This is a genomic window from Mesorhizobium sp. ESP7-2 (assembly GCF_020164715.1).
GTDB lineage: Bacteria > Pseudomonadota > Alphaproteobacteria > Rhizobiales > Rhizobiaceae > Mesorhizobium.
In genome coordinates this window covers 41,294-59,690 of record NZ_JAIUGQ010000022.1, presented here as the reverse complement: position 1 = coordinate 59,690, position 18,397 = coordinate 41,294, and the positions used below count along the sequence as shown (strand labels likewise).

Here is an 18,397-nt window from a genome sequence, read left to right as displayed (position 1 = left end):
AGCAGGACGATCATTTGCCGCGCTTCCTTCCGAAAACGGCACCGATCCCGGCGCCGATCGCCATGCCCATGCCGACACCGACGGCGGGGTCATCCATCGCCGCGCCAAGGGCAGCGCCGAGGCCGACCACAATTGCAATGCCGATGGCCATAGTCGAATAAGGATCGTTCACGGCTCTTCTCCCGAAAATGTGGCCGCCACGACGCCCGGATGGGCGGCCCGCAAACATGTCAACGCGAGGCGAACCAGAAGGATGCCATGGCCAAGATGGCGGTGACGGTGCGAACGTGGTTCCACATCACCCAGTCCCGGAGAAAGCCGGTCCATACGGCTGCGCCATTGCTGCTGGCCGGATCGACGGCGGCCAGCGCATCGTTGAGCGGCACGTTGAAGACCATGGTCACGATCGGGTTGCCGACGAGATAGATCAGCGCGCCGGCCAGAAGCCAGAACGAACCCGGCTGGCTCCAGCCGATGATGGCGCCGGAGATGAGCACGAGGCAGACCAGCCCGGTGCCGAACAGTGCCGTCATGAACATCGGCGTGATGACGGTGACGTTGATCGAATTCATGGCGGCGATGCCGCCCGCCGCCGGCAGGCGAGCGAACGCCGGCATGACGAAGTTGGAGAAGGCGAAGAACACGCCGCCGACCACGCCTGCGCCCAGGGCCGCGATGAAGGTGAGGGTGGGAAGAAGTTTGACGATCATGTCGGTTGCTCCAGATGCCGGTTGCGGCGGTTTGCTCTGCTTGGAAATGTGAGTTATATTCACATTTGCAAAACGTGATAAACCCTCGTATTTTGCGAGTCAAGCCATTCGAGGCGATTTTGCCGAGCGCGTTTGTTGGAGACAGTCATGGAAGGTACACCGGCCAACGAGCAGATCGCTTCGCCGCGCCGGGCACCAAGCCAGCAGCGCAGCCGCGAGCGGGTCGAGCGCATGCTGGCCGCCGCCTCGGCGATGATCGCCGAGCAAGGCAGCGATGCCATGCGTATGGGGGAAGTCGCTGAACGGGCCGGGGTGTCGATCGGATCGCTCTACCAGTTCTTCCCGGACAAGCGGGCGATCGTCTGGGCGCTGGCCGAACGCTATACGGTGGAAAGTCAGGCCTGCATCTCGGCGGCGCTCAAGGACGTTACGGATGCAGAGGGGCTGGGCCGAGCGTTTTCGGAGCTGGTCGACATCTACTACCGACTGTTCCTGGCCGAACCGGTGATGCGCGACATCTGGTCGGGCACACAGGCCGACAAGGCGCTGCGCCAGCTCGAGCTTGCCGACAGCCGGGCCAATGCCGAATTCCTCGGTGCGGTGCTGAAGCGGCTACGTCCCGGCGCCGACCCCGTCTCCCTGGAGACCACGGCGTTTCTCGTCTGGCAGATGGGCGAGGCGGCCATGCGGCTGGCTATCTCGGTCGAGCGGCAGGAGGGCGACAGGCTGGTGGCGGCCTACAAGCGCATGGCGCTCACGGAATTGCTGGCGGAGTAGGAGCCGAAAACTCAGCCTTCGGCCAAGCAACAAAAAACCCGCCACGAGGGCGGGCTCTTGATCTGCGAAAAAGCGCTTTGCCTTAGAGGCCGAAACCTTCGAAGCGCTTCTTGAACTTCGACAGGCGGCCGCCGCGGTCGAGCAGGGTCTGCTGGCCGCCGGTCCAGGCCGGGTGGGTGGTCGGGTCGATGTCGAGGTTCATCGTATCGCCTTCCTTGCCCCAGGTCGAACGGGTCGTATATTCGGTGCCGTCGGTCATGACGACCTTGATGGTGTGGTAGTCGGGATGAATAGCGCTCTTCATGGCTCGGTTCCTGGCTTGCTGGCGCGGCTGACTGGCATAAGCCTGCGTCGATGCGCCCCTTTTTAAAACTCGAAGCCGCAGCTATTGAGGAGCCACGGCTTCTAAAACGGTCGGCGTGGCTATACATCAGCCGAAATTGAATCACAAGGCCGCAGCTAGCGCATATTGAGGCGCATATGCTGAGGCGGCTAGAGGAAACACCGAGATGGAGCAATCCAGCAGCGCAGACGAGCGCCGCCGCTCGCTCAAGCCGCTCAGGCGCCTGTTCCCTTATATTGCGCACTATCGCACGCTGGTCGTCGGCGCCATCATCTCGCTGGTCATCGCGGCGGCAACGACATTGACATTGCCGCTGGCCGTACGACGCATGATCGATCACGGCTTCTCGTCGTCCAACACGACCTTCATCGCCGAATACTTTGCAGCGCTGGTGGCGATGGCCGCCGTGCTGGCGGCCGCCTCGGCCGGCCGCTACTATTTCGTCATCACGCTTGGAGAGCGCGTCGTCGCCGATATCAGGCGCGACGTTTTCGCTCATGTGACGACGCTGTCGCCGGCCTTCTTCGACACCGCCCAGTCGGGCGAGATCGTGTCGCGGCTCGCCGCCGACACCACGCAGGTCAAGTCGGCGGTAGGTGCCACGGCCTCGGTCGCTCTGCGCAACGTCATCCTCGGCCTCGGCGCTCTCGGGATGATGGTTGTCACCAGCCCGAAACTGTCAGGCCTGGTCATAGCGGCCATTCCGATCATCGTGCTGCCGCTGGTCGCCTTCGGCCGCTCCGTGCGGCGCAAGTCAAGGCAGGCGCAGGACACACTCGCCGAGGCGACAGCCTATGCCAGCGAGCAGATAGGCGCGGTGCGCACGCTGCAGGCCTTTACCAACGAGAAACTGGTCACCGGACGCTTTTCGGGCGCGGTGGAAGCCGCCTTCGAAGCCGCACGCGCCTCGATCTTCGCGCGCTCCTTCCTCACTTTCTTTGCCATTTTCACGATCTTCTCGTCGGTCGTTGCGGTGCTGTGGTTCGGCTCGCGCGACGTGCTCGACGGCAATCTGTCACCCGGCACACTGGGCCAGTTCCTGCTCTATTCGGTGTTTGCCGCTGGCGCGCTCGGCGCACTGTCGGAAGTCTGGGGCGAACTCGCGCAAGCAGCCGGTGCCGCCGAACGGCTGACCGAGATACTGGCCGAGACGCCGGCAATCCAGGCTCCGGCCGATCCGAAGCCGATGCCGGCGGCCGACCAGGGCGCGATCGTCTTCGATGACGTCTCCTTCTCCTATCCGGCGAGGCCCGACCGCGCCGCCGTCCACTGCTTGAGTTTTTCGGTCAAGCCCGGCGAGACGGTGGCCATCGTCGGTCCCTCCGGTGCCGGCAAGAGCACCGTCTTTTCGCTGATTCTGCGCTTTTATGATCCCGAAACCGGCCAGATCCTGATCGATGGCGTCGACGTGCGCGAGGCCGATCCCGTCTCGGTCAGGCAGCGCATCGCCATCGTGCCGCAGGACGTCACCATCTTCGCGGCGAGCGCGCGCGACAATATCGGCTTTGGCCGACCAGGTGCCAGCGAGGCCGAGATCGGGGCGGCGGCGAAGGATGCGCTGGCCGACGAATTCATCCTCAAGCTCGAGAAAGGCTATGACAGCCAGGTCGGCGAGCGCGGCGTGACGCTGTCGGGCGGCCAGCGCCAGCGGGTGGCGATCGCCCGCGCCATCCTGCGTGACGCGCCGATCCTGCTGCTCGACGAGGCGACCTCGGCGCTTGACGCCGCAAGCGAGACGCTGGTGCAGACGGCGCTCGAGCGGTTGATGCAGGGCCGCACCACCATCGTCATCGCCCACCGGCTGGCGACGGTGCTCAAGGCCGACAGGATCCTGGTCATGGATGGCGGCCGCATCGTCGAGGAAGGCACGCATCAGAGCCTTGTCGTCAAGGGCGGCATCTATGCGCGGCTGGCCAAGCTGCAATTCGAGACCGGCGCCAGTGCCTTCAGGGGCGCGGCGGAATAGCGGGCGCTTTTCGGCCGGCGACTACAGCTGTCGCCTCACGCGGTTCCATATCGTTTGCGCAAATGCTCCGTGAAATACGTGGCGTTGAGTCTTTCGCCGGTGGCGCGTTCGAGCAGGTCAGGCGTCGACCAGCGCGACCCCTGCGACCATATCTTCTTGCGGCGCCAGTCGTTGATGGCCGCGAAATTCCCTTTCGCAAGGTCGTCGTCGGCTGAAGGATGTTCGCGCACCAGCGCGGCCCATTGCTGCGCCGCCATCATCGCGCCCAGCGTGTAGGAGGGAAAATAGCCGAAGGCGGCACCCGGCCAGTGCACGTCCTGCATCGGCCCATCGGCCGGATTGTCAATGGTGGAGAGACCGAGATAGTCGCGCATCTTGGCATCCCAGGCTTCGGGCAGATCAGCCACCTCCAGCCTGCCCGAGACGAGTTCCTGCTCCAGTTCGTAGCGCAGGATAACATGCAGGGGATAGGTCACCTCGTCGGCATCCACGCGGATCAGGCCGCGCTCGACGCGATGCACATGCGGCAGAAGATCATCGAGCGACCAGGCTTCGCCGAGATGCTTTTCCACCACCGGCAGCGCCCAGTGCCAGAAGGCGGGATTGCGGCCGATCTGCTTTTCGACGAACAAGCTCTGGCTTTCATGCACGGCCATGCCGCGGGCCTTGCCGAGCGGCCAGTGCGACCATGCCTTGGGCAGGTTCTGTTCATAGAGCGCATGGCCGGTCTCATGCAGCACGCCCATCAGCGCCGACAGGAAATCCGATGTCTTGTAGCGGGTGGTGATGCGCACGTCGCTCGGCACGCCGCCGCAGAACGGATGGTGCGACACCGACAGCGAGCCATGCGTCAGGTCGAAACCGACCGCCGCCATCATGGCAAGGCCGAGTTCGCGTTGCCGGTCGATGGCATAGGTGCCCGCAAGCGGCTTCAACGGATGCTTGCGCAGCCGCGCGTCCTGGATCGCCAGCGCCTCCGGCACGAAGCCTCTAAGGAAGGCCTTCAGGTCGGCGAAGACGGGGGTGATGTCCTCCGTGCGGTTGCCGGGGTCATATTGTTCCATCAGCGCATCATAGGGGGCAAGGCCGAGCACGTCGGAGCGCAGGGCTGCCTCTTCGCGCACCAGCGCCACCACGCCCTCGAGCGCCGGCTGGAAGCCAGCCCAGTCGTTCTTGGCGCGCAGGTCGCGCCATAGCTGCTCGCAACGCATGCGCGCCGTCGTCTGGCGTTCGACGAATTCGACCGGCAGACAGGTCAGGTTGGTGTATTGCCGCCGCAGTTCGGCGAGAGCCGCTCGTTGCTCATTGTCCAGTGCCTCGCCTTCGGCGGCCGCGATCCAGTCCGATATTTCCGGCGCGGTCGCCCTGGTGTGATACATGCCGGCCAGGGCGGCCATCGCTTCGGCGCGCTTCTCGCCACCGCCGACCGCCATGTGCGTTGCTTCATCGGCGCCGAGGATGGCCAGCGCATGTTCAAGCGCTTCCAGCTTGTGACCGAGGTCGTCGAGTTTGTGAAAGGACATGGCGGCTTCCGTGATTGAGGACGGCGCGAAAAGACACCAAGGCAAAAGCGTTGGCAACCCTCCGATACCATCCGGCAGATGCAGCTTGCGCAGGCGAGGTCGAGCATGAAATGCTGCCGGCGACTCGTGCAGGGGGAGCAGAATGATCGGCAACATTCTGGTCGGGCTGGTGGCCTCGATCCATGTCTACATTGTCTATCTCGAGATGGTGCTTTGGGATACGCCGCGCGGGCACAAGACATTCCGCCTGACGCCGGAATTCGCCAGCGCCTCCAAAGTGCTCGCCGCCAATCAGGGGCTCTACAACGGATTTCTCGCCGCCGGTCTGATCTGGGGGCTCACCCTCGGCGCCGCCGGTTTCCAGGTCAAGGTCTTCTTTCTGTCGTGCGTAGCCATTGCAGGTCTCTATGGCGCGGCGACGGTCGGCCGCAAGATCCTTTACATCCAGACCGTGCCGGCGGTGGTCGCCCTGATCGCGATCTGGCTCGGTTGGTAGGCAAGGTGGACTGGTGAGGAAAAAGGACGCCCGCGGGATTGGGGTCCCGAAGGCGCCAGTTGGTCCCTTCCTCTTGGACCTTTCAAGGCAGGATGGCCTCAACCGTTCGGATATTTTCCGCCGTCGGAGCCATCGCCAATCAGGAAACCGCTGCCGGTGTCGAGCATCAGACGCTGATCGACATTGTCGAGCCGGCGCAGCAGGTCATGGTATTGCGCGGCCGGTATCCTGCCATGATCCGACGCGGCTATCTTCTCGGCGGCCTGACCGATACGGGCCGTTCGCATTTCCAGGCGCTCCGCGACGGCCGGGACGATGTTGTTGGCTCGCCTGGCGTCGACGATGCCCTGATGGACACCCTGAACCTGCTCAACGAGCGCCGCGACGCGCGGGCCTGTCATGGCAGTCGGATCGGTCGCATCGAGTGCCCCCTTGTGGTGGCCCGCGGCATAGGCTCCGGCAAGCGGGGCGGCGATCAGAATTGCGGCAAGGGTTGCAGTCTTGAGAGAGGCTGAAGAGCGCATGACGGCGCCTCCTTTTGCTGGGAAGGGAGCGGCCTTGCCGCTCCGCGTTCCGGACGTGGGCCGTCCGGTTCCGTCGCGTCGCGATAGGGAGGCATCGCCGGCGGTTCTCGGCCCTGAGCAGCAAGCTAGGAGCGCTTCCGGGCGAAGTGTAATTAAAAAAAGATAATCTTTTCAGGCCTTGCCGGTCGCTTTCTGCGCCCTAGAGTTGAGCCGGCGAACAATTTCGCGTGAGATCGCGTGATGATGGATCACCGTTCGGTGAGCTTCAGTTCAATGCGGCGGTTCTTGTTGCGCGCTTCGTCGGTATCGGCGGGATCGAGCGGCTGGAACTCGCCGAAGCCGGCGGCGACCAGCCGGTTGGCCGGCACGCCGTTCTCGATCAGGAACTTGACCACCGAGGTCGAGCGCGCCGTCGACAGTTCCCAATTGTCGCGGTAACGGCCATTGCCGGACAGCGGCTTGTTGTCGGTGTGACCGTCGACGCGCAGCACCCAGTTGATCTCAGGCGGGATCTCTTTCTGCAATTCGATGATGGCGTCGGCGAGCTTCTTCATTTCGACCTTGCCGGCATCGTTGATCACTTCCGAGCCGGTCGGGAACAGCACTTCCGACTGGAAAACGAAGCGGTCGCCGACGATGCGGATGTTCTCGCGGTCGGCGAGGATTTCGCGCAGGCGCCCGAAGAAATCGGAACGGTAACGGTTCAATTCCTGCACACGCTGCGCCAGCGCCACGTTCAGGCGACGGCCGAGATCCGCGATCTTGGTGTTGGAATCGCGATCGCGCGTTTCGGAGACGTTGAGGGCATCCTCGAGCGCGCCGATCTGCTTGCGCAAGGCCGCGATCTGCTGGTTGAGGATCTCGACCTGGCTCAGAGCCTGCTGGCTTATCTGGCGTTGGTTGTCGAGTTCACCGCCCAACTGCGCGGCACGCTGGTTGGCGGCGTCGCCGGCGCCGGCACCTTGTGCCAGCAACTGTTCGAGCCGGCTCTTCTCCGCCTGCGCCGCCGACAGCGATGCCTGCAGATTGGCGAGCGAATCCTCCTTGTCCTGCGTCGTCGAGCGCTCCAGCGCCAGAAGCTGGGTCAGTTCGTTGATCTGGGAGTTGAGGCGCGACAGTGCCGTGTCCTTGCCGGAGATTTCGCGGCCGAGCAGGAACTGCGCCAGCACGAAAACGGTGAGCAGGAACATGATGGCGAGCAAAAGCGTCGACAGCGCGTCGACGAAGCCGGGCCAATAATCGATGCGGCGATCAGTACGCCGGCCCCTGGCAAGCGCCATGCTAGTGCACCCCGGGCTTCTTCAGCGCGTCGGCGATCTTCTCCAGCGTGTTGCGCATCGCCTTCTGCTCGTCGGACTGGGCTTCGACCCAATCGCGCATGATCTGCTGCTCGGAACGCATGTTCTTGACTAGGCCGGAAATGCCATCGGCGAGATTGGCCATGGCGGTGGCGACGCGCGGGTTGGAGCCGCCGCCATTCTCCTGCATGCTGCGCAGCCGTTCCGACAGCAGCCGGATTTCGTCGGAGGGTTCGGTCCTGGCCGGGTCGGAAACGACGATGTCGGACGACAGGTCGGTGACCGAGGACAGCCAGTTTTCGAGTTCGGTGTAGAAGCGCGTCTGGGCGCGGCCGGCCTGGAGGTCGAGGAAGCCGAGCACGAGCGAGCCGGACAGGCCGAACAGCGAGGACGAGAAGGCGGTGCCCATGCCGGCCAGCGGCGCCGACAGGCCCTGCTTCAGCGAATCGAGCACCGCCGCGGCATCACCCGTGCCGGGATCGAGCGATTGGATGGTCTCGCGGATCGAGCCGATCGTGTTCAACAGGCCCCAGAAGGTGCCAAGCAGGCCGAGGAACACCAGCAGGCCTACCAGGTAGCGCGAGGTGTCGCGGCTTTCGTCGAGGCGCGTGGCGATGGAATCGAGCATTGTGCGCATCGATGAGGTCGAAAACGCCATGGACGAGGAGCGTCCTATCATCGCCTTCATAGGCGCCAGCAGCACCGGTTCCGTGGTCTCCGAGCCGGCGCGGAAGGAGTTGACCCAGCGCACCTCGCGAAACAGCCGCCCGACCTGAGTGAAGGCCAGCAGGATACCGACCACGAGCACGCCGACGATCAGGCCGTTGAGGCCGGGATTGGTGACGAATGCCGTCGTGACCTGGCGGGTCAGGATGGCGACGATGAAGGCGACAATGGCCAGGAAGATGACCATGGTCAGCAGAAAAACCTGCGGGCTCGACAATTTATGCGGATCGTAGATGAGCACGTCGGAGCGCCTGCCCATGCCGAAGGATCTAAGTAAAGCCATCCGTGCCCCGTTTCCGATGCCGCTGCCGCCGATCACGTTGCTGGCGACTCTAAACGGAATTGTGACCAAATTGAATGGTGCTTGGCAATATTGCCACAGGCGGCTTGGAGCCGACGCTTCAAAGGCGATTGATGACCAGGCAATCGACCATTGCCGCCAGATGCAGGCTGGCGCCGGTGACGACGAAGCCGTGCCAGAGCGCGTTGTGGAAGCGCAGCGCCTTCCAGGCGAAGAAAATCACGCCGCAGGAATAGACGACGCCACCGGCGACGATGAGCACGATCGACGTGGTCGGCAGCGTCTCGACGAGCGGTTTGACGAGGACGATGCCGCTCCAGCCGATGGCAAGGTAGAAGACGATCGCCAGCCTGTCGAAGCGGCCGGGGAAGAACACCTTGATGGCAATGCCCGTTGCCGCCGCGGCCCAGACCAGAACGATCATCCAGCGCGCCAGCGGCGAGTTTCCCAACTGGGCGAGAAAGGGTGTGTAGGTGGCGGCGATCAAGAGATAGATCGCGGCATGATCGAAACGTCGCAGGATCCATTTCGCGGGCGAGGTCACCGGCCACAGATTGTAGGTCAGCGATACCGAGAGCACCGTAAGCAGCGAGACGACATAGAAGGCGGCTGCGATGTATTCGCCGGGCCCGACCCGGGAGGCGGCGAGCGCCAGCAGCGCCGAACCGGCCGCGATCGCCAGCACGATCCCGACAGCATGGACGACCCCGTCGGCGATCATCTCGGCGCGCGAATATTGCCAGCGTCCGATGAACGGGATGTCGATCTGTGGCGGGGTGTTTGTCATATATCGTCCTGCATCACTCTTAATCTGGGCGACCGACGGACAATATTTCAAGCTTTGGTTGCGGTTTTACGACTGCGGCGGTTCAGCGCGGCGAGAGCGGCTTTTTCACCGTCTTCAGCAATGCGCGCTGGATGATCTCGTTGCCGGCGACGACCGTGCCGGTGTCGAGCATGTCCTGTCCGCCATCCATGTCGGAGGCGAAGCCGCCCGCTTCGCGGATCAAGAGCAGGCCGGCGGCGATGTCCCAGGCCGACAGGCCGACTTCCCAGAACCCGTCCATGCGTCCGGCGGCGACATAGGCAAGATCGAGCGAGGCGGAGCCCATGCGGCGCACGCCGGAGACCTCGGCCATGACGTTGCGCAGTTCGACCAGGAAATTGCCGTGGTGGCCGCGGCCGAGATGCGGCACGCCGCAGCCGATCACCGTGTCGACAAGCTTGGTGCGGCCGGCGACGCGCAGGCGGCGGTCATTCATGAAGGCGCCGCCGCCGCGCTCGGTCGTATAGAGCTCGTCCATGGCCGGATTGTAGATGACGCCGGCAACGATCTGGCCCTGGCGCTCGAGCGCGATCGAGACGGCGAAAAGCGGAATGCCGTGCAGGAAATTGGTGGTGCCGTCGAGCGGGTCGACGATCCAGCGGTGCTGGCTGTCATCACCGGCGACGGCGCCGCGCTCTTCCATCAGGAAGCCGTAGCCCGGGCGCGCCTTCGACAGCTCGGCGAAAACGATGTCCTCGGCCTTGCGGTCGGCCTGGCTGACATAGTCGCCGGGACCCTTCATCGAGACCTGCAGGTTCTGGACCTCGCCGAAGTCGCGCGACAGCGAGCGGCCGGCCTTCATTGCGGCCTGGACCATGACGTTGAGGAGGGCGGAGCGTGCCATAGTGCTTCTTCCTGGTGCGGCGCTTTAAACTCTGTCTCGATGCATGTCGGTGACTCACAACCGGGGCCACTTCAGGGCGACATGCATCAGTCGGCGCGGCGCACGTAAGTGATTTCGTTGGTGTCGACGATGATGCGTTCGCCGGCGCCGATGAAGGGCGGCACCAGCACGCGAATGCCGTTTTCCAGCACCGCCGGCTTATAGGAGGACGCCGCCGTCTGGCCCTTCACCACGGGATCCGCCTCAGTGATGGTCAGCGTGACATAGTCGGGCAGCGAAATGCCGATCGGCCGCTCCTCGTAGAGCTGAACCGTCACCATCATGCCGTCCTGCAGGAACGCGGCGCGGTCGCCGACGAAATCCTTGTTCAGTTCGAGCTGCTCGTAGCTTTGGGTGTCCATGAACACCAGCGCGTCTTCCTGCTCGTAGAGGAAGGAAAAATCCTTCAGGTCGAGCCGGATCTGCTCGACCGTCTCGGCCGAACGGAAGCGCTCGTTGAGCTTGGTGCCGTTGATGAGGTTCTTCAGTTCGACCTGGTTGTAGGCGCCGCCCTTGCCGGGCTTGACGGTGTTGGTCCTGACCGCCACCCAGAGGCCGCCATCGTGTTCGATGACATAGCCGGGACGGATTTCGTTGCCATTGATCTTGGCCATGATGATGGGATCCGGGAATGAGACTTTCGCTGGAAAAAGCGATTTCGGCTCCCAAGACCACAAAACACCCGAAGAGGCAAGCTGACGCTGAGCAAGCGTGCCGGGCCAAGTATCAGCCGAAGCGCGGAATGCTGTCACGTCGAGGCTCGAACACGGCCCGTCCTTTGGCAAAGTCGTCCTGCATCATATGCAATGAGCGTGCGCGCTGCCCTCAGGGCAACCGGTTCGCCTTCTGCAGGGCTTGCTTGGTCTGGTCGTCGCTCAGCCCTTGCAGGAAATCGTCCATCTCCTGATCGATGAGGCCGGCGCGGCGGGCGACGATGTACCAGGCGCCGGCGAGCACGAGGTCCGGATCGGTGCCGATGCCTTGCATATAGAGTTTTGCCAGGCGGTTCTGGGCCGCGACATTGCCGCCTTCGGCGGCCTGCTTCGTCCAGCCGAAAGCCGATTTCAGGTCGCGCGCGCCGCCGCGGCCCTCGATCATCCAGGCGGCGAGATCGATCTGCGCGGTGTCGTAGTTCTGACGGGCGGCCAGCGCCAGCAGCCGCCGTGCCTGTGCATCGTCGCGCGGCTTGCCGCCGACGCCGTTGGCATAGATCTGCGACATGGCGTATTGCGCATCGGCGAGACCGGTCGCCGCTGCGCGCTCATAATAGGAAACCGCCTTGGCCAGGCCGGCGTCGCCGGGATCCTGCTGGACCAGCATCTGCGCGAAATTGAATTGCGCCAGCTGGTTGCCGGCTTCGGCGGCGGCCTGCATCAAGGCATAGGCCCCCTTCGTGTCCTTCTTGACGTAGCGGCCGTCGAGCAGCATCAGCGCATATTGGAACTGCGATTCGGGCACGCCCTGCTCGGCGGCAAGCGCGTACCATTTCGCGGCCTCGGCCGAGTTCAACGGCACACCCAAGCCACGCGACAGGATCTCGGCCACCAGCGTCTGCGCTGCCGGGTCGCCATTCTGCGCACGGACCAGCGCCAGATTGTAGGCGGTCTTGTAGAGCCCGCGCTGGAAGGCGCCATAGGCGGCGTCGGCCGGCTTGGCGCCGAAACGATCGGGATTGACGCTGTCGACCGAGGGCAGCGGTGCGGGCTCCGCCGTGGTGGCGGGCTGCGGCAGCTGGTTTTCGATCGGCTTGTCGGTGTGCACGCCGGTGTCAGGCTTGGGCTGCGGCAAGGGTATAGTTTCGGCGGCGGCGGCCTGGATCATCACCACCGCAAGCAGGGCCTGAAGGGAAAGCCTTGCCAGGGACACGTCAATCCTCGAAGCGCGGCGCTGTTTCGTCGAGCAGCGCATTGGCCCGGGTGATTGCCGCCTTCGGATCGACGCCATCGGCAAACACGGCGCTCGACAGCGCGACGAATTCGGCGCGTGTGGCTGCCACCGTTTCGACGGAGGCAAGATCGGAACCGGCCTCGACGATGCAGGGGATCTGGATCATCTGCGCCCACCATTGCCCCAATGACAGATTGCGCGGATGCGGCTCGGGCTTGTTGTCGTAGCCGAAGCGGCCGAAGAAAATGTAATCGGGCCTGGCCTCACCGAGCTCCAGCGCGTCGTCGCGGGTCTTGGCGCCGCCGGCGCCGACCATCATTTTCACCTGGAAATGCTCGATCGTCTCGGCAAGCTCGGACTTGGAAACCTCGACATGGATGCCATCGGCCTGGACCCGGCCCGCGATGCGGGTGTCGCCAGCGATGATGACGGCCACGCCTGCGGCCTGCGCGGCCGGCACGACCTGTTCGGCGAACGCCTGGAAGGAGGCCTCGTCCATGCCGTTTTCAGGCAGGATCAGCGAGGCGACGTCGCCGCCGTCGAACGCGGCAGCGATGCGGGTGGCCGGCACGCCGGGCGGCGCGATCAGTACAATGCGGCAGCGGTTGGGGGGCGTTGCGTCATTCATGGTTCTTCGATCCCGGGTTTCGCCTATGCCGGGCGAAGATGGTTGGATTGCGGCATAGAGCAAACTGCCCGCTTTGAACAGGCGGGCAGTCAGGATCGGGATCTTTGACTTGGGGTAGCCAGTGTGTCGCCTTACTTGATCGGCTGTGGGCTCGCGGCGAACGGTCTCGGTTTCCACAATGTCCAGCCGAGATTCATGCCGGCGGCGGCGATCAGGATGGCGGCGGCGCCGACGACCTGGCTGAGATGCAGCCGATGGCCGAAAGCGGTGACATCGACCAGGATGGCAACGACCGGATAGATGAAGGACAGCGATCCCTGCAGATGCGTCGGCAGCTTCTGGATGGCGCCGTACATCAGGATGTACATCAGGCCGGTGTGGACGATGCCGAGCGTCGCCAGCATGGCCCAGCTCCATGGATCGGCGGGAAGATGCGAGAGATTTGCGAAGGGCGCCAGCATGACGACGCCGACGCAGACCTGGATGAGTGCGATCAGATGCGGCGGCGTGCCCTTGAGCTTCTTGGTGACGATGGCGGCGACAGCCCAGAAGAAGGCGGCGGCCAGGGCCATCAGAATGCCGGCGAGATAGTTCGTACCGACATCGCCGGCATCGGGGGCGGCCCCGACGATCAGCACCATGCCGGCGAAGGCGATTGCCAGCCAGGTCAGCTTGGTCAATGTCAGCCGCTCGGCGAACAACAGCGCGCCGAAGCCGACCAGCATGAAGGGCTGCGTGTTGTAGACCGCGGTGGCGATCGAGATGGAGGCGCGCGAGAACGCGCTGAACAGGAGCAGCCAGTTGATGACGATCGCCGCGCCGCCCAGTGCCGCGAGGCCGATGATGCGCAACGACAGCCTGTTGCGCAACAATCCAAGCGAAGCGCAGATGATGAGCAGCGTCAGCGCGCCGAACGCGCAGCGCCAGAACACCACATCCATGATCGGCTGGCCGGACATGATGACGAACCATCCGATCGTTCCCAGGATCGCCATTGCCGCCGACATTTCGACCGTGCCGCGTACAGTATCGTTCATGATAAGCCTCTGAACCCGTTGATGCGGCATAATCTCATGCGATGTGAGAGCTTTCCATCTTTTGGAAAAGGCGATATGGGGGAGTTGCCTAATTATATTAGGTTACTACCTCAAGAACCATGAGAAAGATAAATGCTGGACGATCTCGACCGAAATCTGCTGGAAATCCTGGTCAGGGATGCGCGAACCTCGCTGAAGGATCTGGCGGCCCAGGTCGGGCTGTCGTCGCCGAGCGTTTCGGAGCGTCTGCGGCGGCTCGAGGAACGGGGCGTCATCCGGGCGTTCACCGTCGAGATCGATCCGCTGGCGCTCGGCTATACGCTTCAGGCGATCGTGCGGATCAAACCTTTGCCGGGCAAGCTGCACATCGTCCAGAAGCTGATCGAGGAGATTGAAGAGTTCGGCGAATGCGACAAGGTGACGGGAGATGACTGTTTCGTCGCCCGGCTGTACGTGCGCTCGATCGGCGACCTCGACGGCATTCTCGACCGTATCGCCGACAAGGCCGAGACCAGCACCGCCATCATCAAGGCACAGCCGATCCGGCGGCGACCGCCGCCCCTGGGGTTGCCGTCGGGCTCACGGGCTTGACACCGCGTGGCCGTGGTGGAAAGGCGCGGCCAGTCCACCAAATGTCAGTCTTCCGCCAAGTGCCTGTCTGAAGAGCGAGAAAAACATGGCGCAGAACATTTACGATCAACCGGATTTCTTCGCGGGCTACAGCCAGCTTGGCCGCTCGGTCGAAGGCCTCGAAGGCGCCGCCGAGTGGCCGGCGCTTCGCGCGATGCTGCCTGATGTCGCAGGCCTGAGGATCGTCGACCTCGGCTGCGGCTTCGGCTGGTTCTGCCGCTGGGCGCACGGGCAGGGCGCGGCCGACGTCCTTGGGCTGGACCTGTCGGAGAAGATGCTGGCCCGGGCGAGGGCCGCCGGCCCGGACACCGGCATCACCTATGAGAGGGCCGACCTCGACCGGCTAAGCCTGCCGCAAAGCGGCTTCGATCTCGCTTACAGCTCGCTCGCCTTGCACTATGTCGAGCATGTTGCGCGCCTGTTCAGGACCGTGCACCAGGCCCTGTCGCCCGGCGGCCATTTCGTCTTCTCGACGGAGCATCCGATCTACATGGCGCCGACCAATCCGGGCTGGTCGATCGATGGGGAGGGGAAAAAGACCTGGCCTGTCGACCGGTATCTGGTGGAAGGGCCACGCAAGACCGACTGGCTGGCCAAGGGGGTGGTGAAACATCACCGCACCATCGGCACCACGCTCAACACGCTGATCCGCACGGGTTTCACAATCGTGCATGTCGAGGAATTCCGTCCAACGGACGCGCAGATCGCGGCCATGCCGGACCTTGCGGAAGAGCTCGAGCGGCCGATGTTCCTGCTGGTTTCGGCGCGCCGATAGGTGCTCGAAGCCCGTTAGCCGGGCCGGTCGCGGCCAGCCCATATTTGCGGTCGCCGAGCAGACGGTTCTGGGTTATTCAGGCGTCGACGCGCTTTCCCTCCAGACCAGTCCCTCCCATGTCAGGCCTGCTTCTCGATCCGTGGTTCTACGCGGCCGCCGTCCCGGCGGTCATTCTGGTCGGCCTGTCCAAGGGCGGCTTCGGCGGCGCCGTCGGTTTCGTCGGCGTGCCGCTGATGGCGCTGATCATGCCGCCGGTCCAAGCGGCCGCCATCCTGCTGCCTATCCTGTGCCTTATGGACATCGTCTCGGTGTGGACGTGGTGGGGCGTATACGACCGCAAGATGCTGGTCGACATGATGCCGGGCGCCGTCGTTGGCATCGGGCTTGGCTGGCTGACGGCGGCACTGGTCACCGAGGAAGCGGTGCGGCTCATCGTCGGCGCCGTTGCCATCATCTTCGTGCTGCGCTGGCTTTACCTGCAATTTCGTCATGGTTCCGACCATGCGGCCGAACCCAATCGCGTGGCCGCGGCCCTATGGGGCACTGTCGCCGGGTTCACCAGCTTCGTCGCCCATGTCGGTGGCCCGCCCTTCCAGGTCTATGCCTTGCCCATCCGGCTCGACCCCAAGGTGCTGTCGGGCACGGCAGCGATCTTCTTTGCCGCCACCAACGCGCTGAAGCTCATCCCCTATTTCGCGCTCGGCCAGTTCGACACCGCCAATCTGACGGCATCGGCGGTGCTGATGCCGCTGGCGCCGTTGTCGACCATTGCCGGTGCATGGCTGGTGCGGCGGATGCGGCCGGAGATCTTTTATCCCTTCACCTATGCGACCGTGGCGGTCGTGGCCGTGAAGCTCCTGTGGGACGGGATCGCCGGCCTCATGTAGCGCATTCCAGCCCGCATCAGGCGGCGCTTGGCACCATGCGTCTTGGCCGGCCGAGCGCCATCGCGGCACCGGCGGCAAGGACCAGCACCATGCCCGCCAGGACAGCGAAGTCGTGCAGGGTCGGCTTCAGAACCATGTCGGTGATGATGACAAGCATGACCGCATAATCGAAGCGAGCCGCCCGCAGGATGCGGTGGCCATAGGCAAGGGCTGCGGGCGTCACGCCGTCCCTGGCGATCATCGCGGCCATGCGGTCGGCGGTCGGCTTGAAAACGAACATGCCGATGCAGAAGGTCGTGGCGTAGCCGGCAAGGCCGATCAGGACCCAGAGATCGGAGAAGCCGACCCAGAACGAGCACATGATCAATCCGAAGGCCAATGTCAGCATCGACATCGGCGCGAAGAAGCGGTTGCCCAACTCGCCGGTGGCGCGCATCGCCTGCAGCGTTCCCTGGATGTTGCCGGCACGATCCGCCAGCGTCGCCAGCACCATCAGCGTGAAGCCGCCGCCGACCCAAAGCGTCGCCGAAAGGATGTGCAGCAATTTGACGATGGAATACCAATCCATGGCTTTCTCCCCTGGCGGCGCGTGCCATTGCCCGCCCGCCGATCAGATGTCGCAGCGTTTAGCGCCGCGGCTGTTTCGGTACGATGTCGCGGAAAACCGGCTGTGTTTCAGACTGCCGGATAACGAAAGGAGCAACTAATATGATGAACGCACCGCCCGGTTTTCTGCTATGTCGGCAGTGTCGGGGGACGCGACATCGTCCGGAAACAATGCCGATGCTAGTGCCGACGCTGGAAGTCCGGCGGCGACGGCGCTGGCCTGACGATCAACTCATTCCCAGCTTGGGAAAAGGCAATTCGGGGGACTAATATGCAAGGGACAGCACGGAATTTCTTCACGCTGGCGATCATCTATGCGCTGTGCGGCATGGCACTCGGCATCCACATGGCCATCAGCGACGACCACGGCCAGATGCCGACCCACGCCCACACGATGGTGGCTGGCTGGCTGATGTCGGCGGTCTTCGCGTTCTTTTACCACCTGTTTCCGGCAGCCGGGCAAAAGACACTGGCCCTCGTCCATTTCTGGCTGACGGCAATCAGCGGCATCGGGCTCATGATCGGCCTTTATATACTGCTTGCCGGAAATCCGGGGATCGAGCCGTTGCTCGGGATATCGTCGATCGGCTTCTACGCAGGCATGCTGCTGTTCGCCTTCATTGCCTTGCCGGTGGTGTGGAAAAAGGCCTGAGTGAAGGCTGAAACCTGGCCTGTGCGGCTGTGCTGTTACGGCACAGAAACACGGCATTGGGTCAAAAAATATCAGGGGTGTTAAGGGTTCATTAAGCTTTACAGGCGTTTACTATGTCCATCCAGTGATCTGGATTCTTACCGAGTGGTTGGAGCCACTTTGTTTGACGCCTCCCTGTTAAACTCCTGAGAGCCGCCTTATCCGCGGCTCTTTTTTTGTCCGAATTCCGGCGGTATCCCGCACAGCCGAGCGCTGTTAACCTTCTGTTAAACATGTGCTTGCCTTCACCCCGGACGAAGCGCATTTTCAAGCTTCAGTCTTATAGGGTCTCGGGTGTATCGGCAGAGAGCCGAATCGGCCGATTGCAAGTGCAGGGGCGTTATCAATGAACGAGCCTTCGAAGGGCATTGCGAAAACCGTGAAGCTGGCGGAGCGCCGGGTTTTTTCGCACTCCTTCAAACCGCTTTACCAGGAAGGCATGGGACTGGTCGAACAGGCGGCGGAGTATCTCGACGGCAAGGGCCGGGCCGAGGCCAAGAAACTGTCGCGGCTGGCGGCCACGCTCTACGCGGCCGAATCGATGCGGCTGACCACCAGGCTGATGCAGGTCGCCTCGTGGCTGCTTTTGCAGCGCGCGGCGAATTCCGGCGAGATGACCCGCGACCAGGTCGCATCGGAAAAGTCCAAGGTGCGCCTCGACACCGCTTCCGCCCATGACGAGGCGGCCGGCTGGGCCGAACTGCCGAATGATTTCCTCGACCTCGTCAACCGGTCGCTGCGCCTGCAGGCATTGGTGCGCCGCATGGATGAAGAGATCTACGGCGCCGGCGCGGTGGTCGACGTGCAGCCCGTCGCTCGCCGACCCAATCCGGTCTCGGACCAGATCAGCCTGCTCAACACGGCGTTCGCCCGCAATTAAGCG

General features: G+C 63.6%; 22 protein-coding genes. 8 read left to right on the top strand and 14 right to left on the bottom strand.

Translation table 11 applies throughout. The features are described 5' to 3' along the window. Positions 1-10: 10 nt before the first annotated feature. On the bottom strand, positions 11-172 hold the full coding sequence (locus LB543_RS20520) for a DUF3482 domain-containing protein (RefSeq protein WP_224615375.1): 162 nt from the start codon (positions 170-172) through the stop codon (positions 11-13). 58 nt (positions 173-230) lie between these two features. Then, positions 231-710, bottom strand: coding sequence for a DUF1772 domain-containing protein (locus LB543_RS20515; protein WP_224615352.1), 480 nt, complete (start codon positions 708-710; stop codon positions 231-233). A gap of 147 nt (positions 711-857) precedes the next feature. On the opposite strand from LB543_RS20515, the gene LB543_RS20510 reads away from it, so the two are divergent. Continuing rightward, positions 858-1,487: a TetR/AcrR family transcriptional regulator gene (locus LB543_RS20510; RefSeq protein WP_224615351.1), complete on the top strand. Its 630-nt coding sequence runs from the start codon at positions 858-860 to the stop codon at positions 1,485-1,487. Positions 1,488-1,569: 82 nt separating this feature from the next. Here LB543_RS20510 and rpmE read toward each other — a convergent pair whose 3' ends face one another. Further along, positions 1,570-1,791 (bottom strand): 50S ribosomal protein L31, encoded by a 222-nt coding sequence (gene rpmE, locus LB543_RS20505; protein ID WP_010912060.1) that lies wholly within the window; start codon positions 1,789-1,791, stop codon positions 1,570-1,572. 205 nt (positions 1,792-1,996) lie between these two features. On the opposite strand from rpmE, the gene LB543_RS20500 reads away from it, so the two are divergent. Then, positions 1,997-3,796, top strand: coding sequence for an ABC transporter transmembrane domain-containing protein (locus LB543_RS20500; protein WP_224615350.1), 1,800 nt, complete (start codon positions 1,997-1,999; stop codon positions 3,794-3,796). Positions 3,797-3,831: 35 nt separating this feature from the next. Here LB543_RS20500 and LB543_RS20495 read toward each other — a convergent pair whose 3' ends face one another. Beyond that, complete coding sequence (locus LB543_RS20495) at positions 3,832-5,319, bottom strand: carboxypeptidase M32 (protein ID WP_140754794.1); 1,488 nt, start codon at positions 5,317-5,319, stop codon at positions 3,832-3,834. 142 nt (positions 5,320-5,461) lie between these two features. Between LB543_RS20495 and LB543_RS20490 the strand changes: the two genes are divergently transcribed. Further along, entirely contained in the window at positions 5,462-5,815 is a 354-nt protein-coding gene (locus LB543_RS20490; RefSeq protein ID WP_140810710.1) for a DUF1304 domain-containing protein, read from the top strand. A gap of 98 nt (positions 5,816-5,913) precedes the next feature. Here LB543_RS20490 and LB543_RS20485 read toward each other — a convergent pair whose 3' ends face one another. The 9 genes from LB543_RS20485 to LB543_RS20445 all read right to left on the bottom strand — a co-directional run bounded on the left by LB543_RS20485 (position 5,914) and on the right by LB543_RS20445 (position 13,925). Then, positions 5,914-6,339, bottom strand: coding sequence for a hypothetical protein (locus LB543_RS20485; protein WP_140754790.1), 426 nt, complete (start codon positions 6,337-6,339; stop codon positions 5,914-5,916). A 248-nt stretch (positions 6,340-6,587) separates the two neighbouring features. After that, entirely contained in the window at positions 6,588-7,619 is a 1,032-nt protein-coding gene (locus LB543_RS20480; RefSeq protein WP_140810713.1) for a peptidoglycan -binding protein, read from the bottom strand. 1 nt (position 7,620) lies between these two features. After that, entirely contained in the window at positions 7,621-8,646 is a 1,026-nt protein-coding gene (locus LB543_RS20475) for a MotA/TolQ/ExbB proton channel family protein (protein WP_140754786.1), read from the bottom strand. A gap of 118 nt (positions 8,647-8,764) precedes the next feature. Beyond that, on the bottom strand, positions 8,765-9,451 hold the full coding sequence (trhA, locus tag LB543_RS20470; protein ID WP_224615349.1) for a PAQR family membrane homeostasis protein TrhA: 687 nt from the start codon (positions 9,449-9,451) through the stop codon (positions 8,765-8,767). An 82-nt stretch (positions 9,452-9,533) separates the two neighbouring features. After that, positions 9,534-10,334, bottom strand: a complete 801-nt coding sequence (locus LB543_RS20465; protein ID WP_224615348.1) for an inositol monophosphatase family protein — start codon at positions 10,332-10,334, stop codon at positions 9,534-9,536. A gap of 86 nt (positions 10,335-10,420) precedes the next feature. Then, positions 10,421-10,987 carry an elongation factor P gene (efp, locus tag LB543_RS20460; RefSeq protein WP_027141779.1) on the bottom strand — a complete coding sequence of 189 codons (567 nt, stop codon included), beginning with the start codon at positions 10,985-10,987 and terminating at the stop codon, positions 10,421-10,423. Positions 10,988-11,198: 211 nt separating this feature from the next. Then, positions 11,199-12,194, bottom strand: coding sequence for a tetratricopeptide repeat protein (locus tag LB543_RS20455; protein ID WP_263498775.1), 996 nt, complete (start codon positions 12,192-12,194; stop codon positions 11,199-11,201). 46 nt (positions 12,195-12,240) lie between these two features. Then, positions 12,241-12,888, bottom strand: coding sequence for a thiamine phosphate synthase (locus LB543_RS20450; RefSeq protein ID WP_224615346.1), 648 nt, complete (start codon positions 12,886-12,888; stop codon positions 12,241-12,243). 131 nt (positions 12,889-13,019) lie between these two features. Further along, complete coding sequence (locus LB543_RS20445) at positions 13,020-13,925, bottom strand: DMT family transporter (RefSeq protein WP_224615345.1); 906 nt, start codon at positions 13,923-13,925, stop codon at positions 13,020-13,022. Between the two features lie 132 nt (positions 13,926-14,057). On the opposite strand from LB543_RS20445, the gene LB543_RS20440 reads away from it, so the two are divergent. The 3 genes from LB543_RS20440 (at position 14,058) to LB543_RS20430 (ending at position 16,217) form a co-directional block, all read left to right on the top strand. After that, on the top strand, positions 14,058-14,516 hold the full coding sequence (locus LB543_RS20440) for an Lrp/AsnC family transcriptional regulator (RefSeq protein WP_140810719.1): 459 nt from the start codon (positions 14,058-14,060) through the stop codon (positions 14,514-14,516). A gap of 85 nt (positions 14,517-14,601) precedes the next feature. Next, positions 14,602-15,330 carry a class I SAM-dependent methyltransferase gene (locus LB543_RS20435; RefSeq protein WP_224591558.1) on the top strand — a complete coding sequence of 243 codons (729 nt, stop codon included), beginning with the start codon at positions 14,602-14,604 and terminating at the stop codon, positions 15,328-15,330. 116 nt (positions 15,331-15,446) lie between these two features. Then, positions 15,447-16,217, top strand: coding sequence for a sulfite exporter TauE/SafE family protein (locus LB543_RS20430; RefSeq protein ID WP_140810721.1), 771 nt, complete (start codon positions 15,447-15,449; stop codon positions 16,215-16,217). Positions 16,218-16,233: 16 nt separating this feature from the next. Here LB543_RS20430 and LB543_RS20425 read toward each other — a convergent pair whose 3' ends face one another. Then, the gene (locus tag LB543_RS20425) at positions 16,234-16,785 is read right to left on the bottom strand and encodes a DUF2269 family protein (RefSeq protein ID WP_140810722.1); all 552 of its coding nucleotides are present in this window, start codon (positions 16,783-16,785) and stop codon (positions 16,234-16,236) included. Between the two features lie 309 nt (positions 16,786-17,094). On the opposite strand from LB543_RS20425, the gene LB543_RS20420 reads away from it, so the two are divergent. Both LB543_RS20420 and LB543_RS20415 read left to right on the top strand, forming a co-directional pair. Next, positions 17,095-17,475 carry a hypothetical protein gene (locus tag LB543_RS20420; protein ID WP_140754766.1) on the top strand — a complete coding sequence of 127 codons (381 nt, stop codon included), beginning with the start codon at positions 17,095-17,097 and terminating at the stop codon, positions 17,473-17,475. A 385-nt stretch (positions 17,476-17,860) separates the two neighbouring features. Next, complete coding sequence (locus tag LB543_RS20415; RefSeq protein ID WP_140754764.1) at positions 17,861-18,394, top strand: DUF1465 family protein; 534 nt, start codon at positions 17,861-17,863, stop codon at positions 18,392-18,394. The last annotated feature ends 3 nt before the right edge of the window (positions 18,395-18,397 follow it).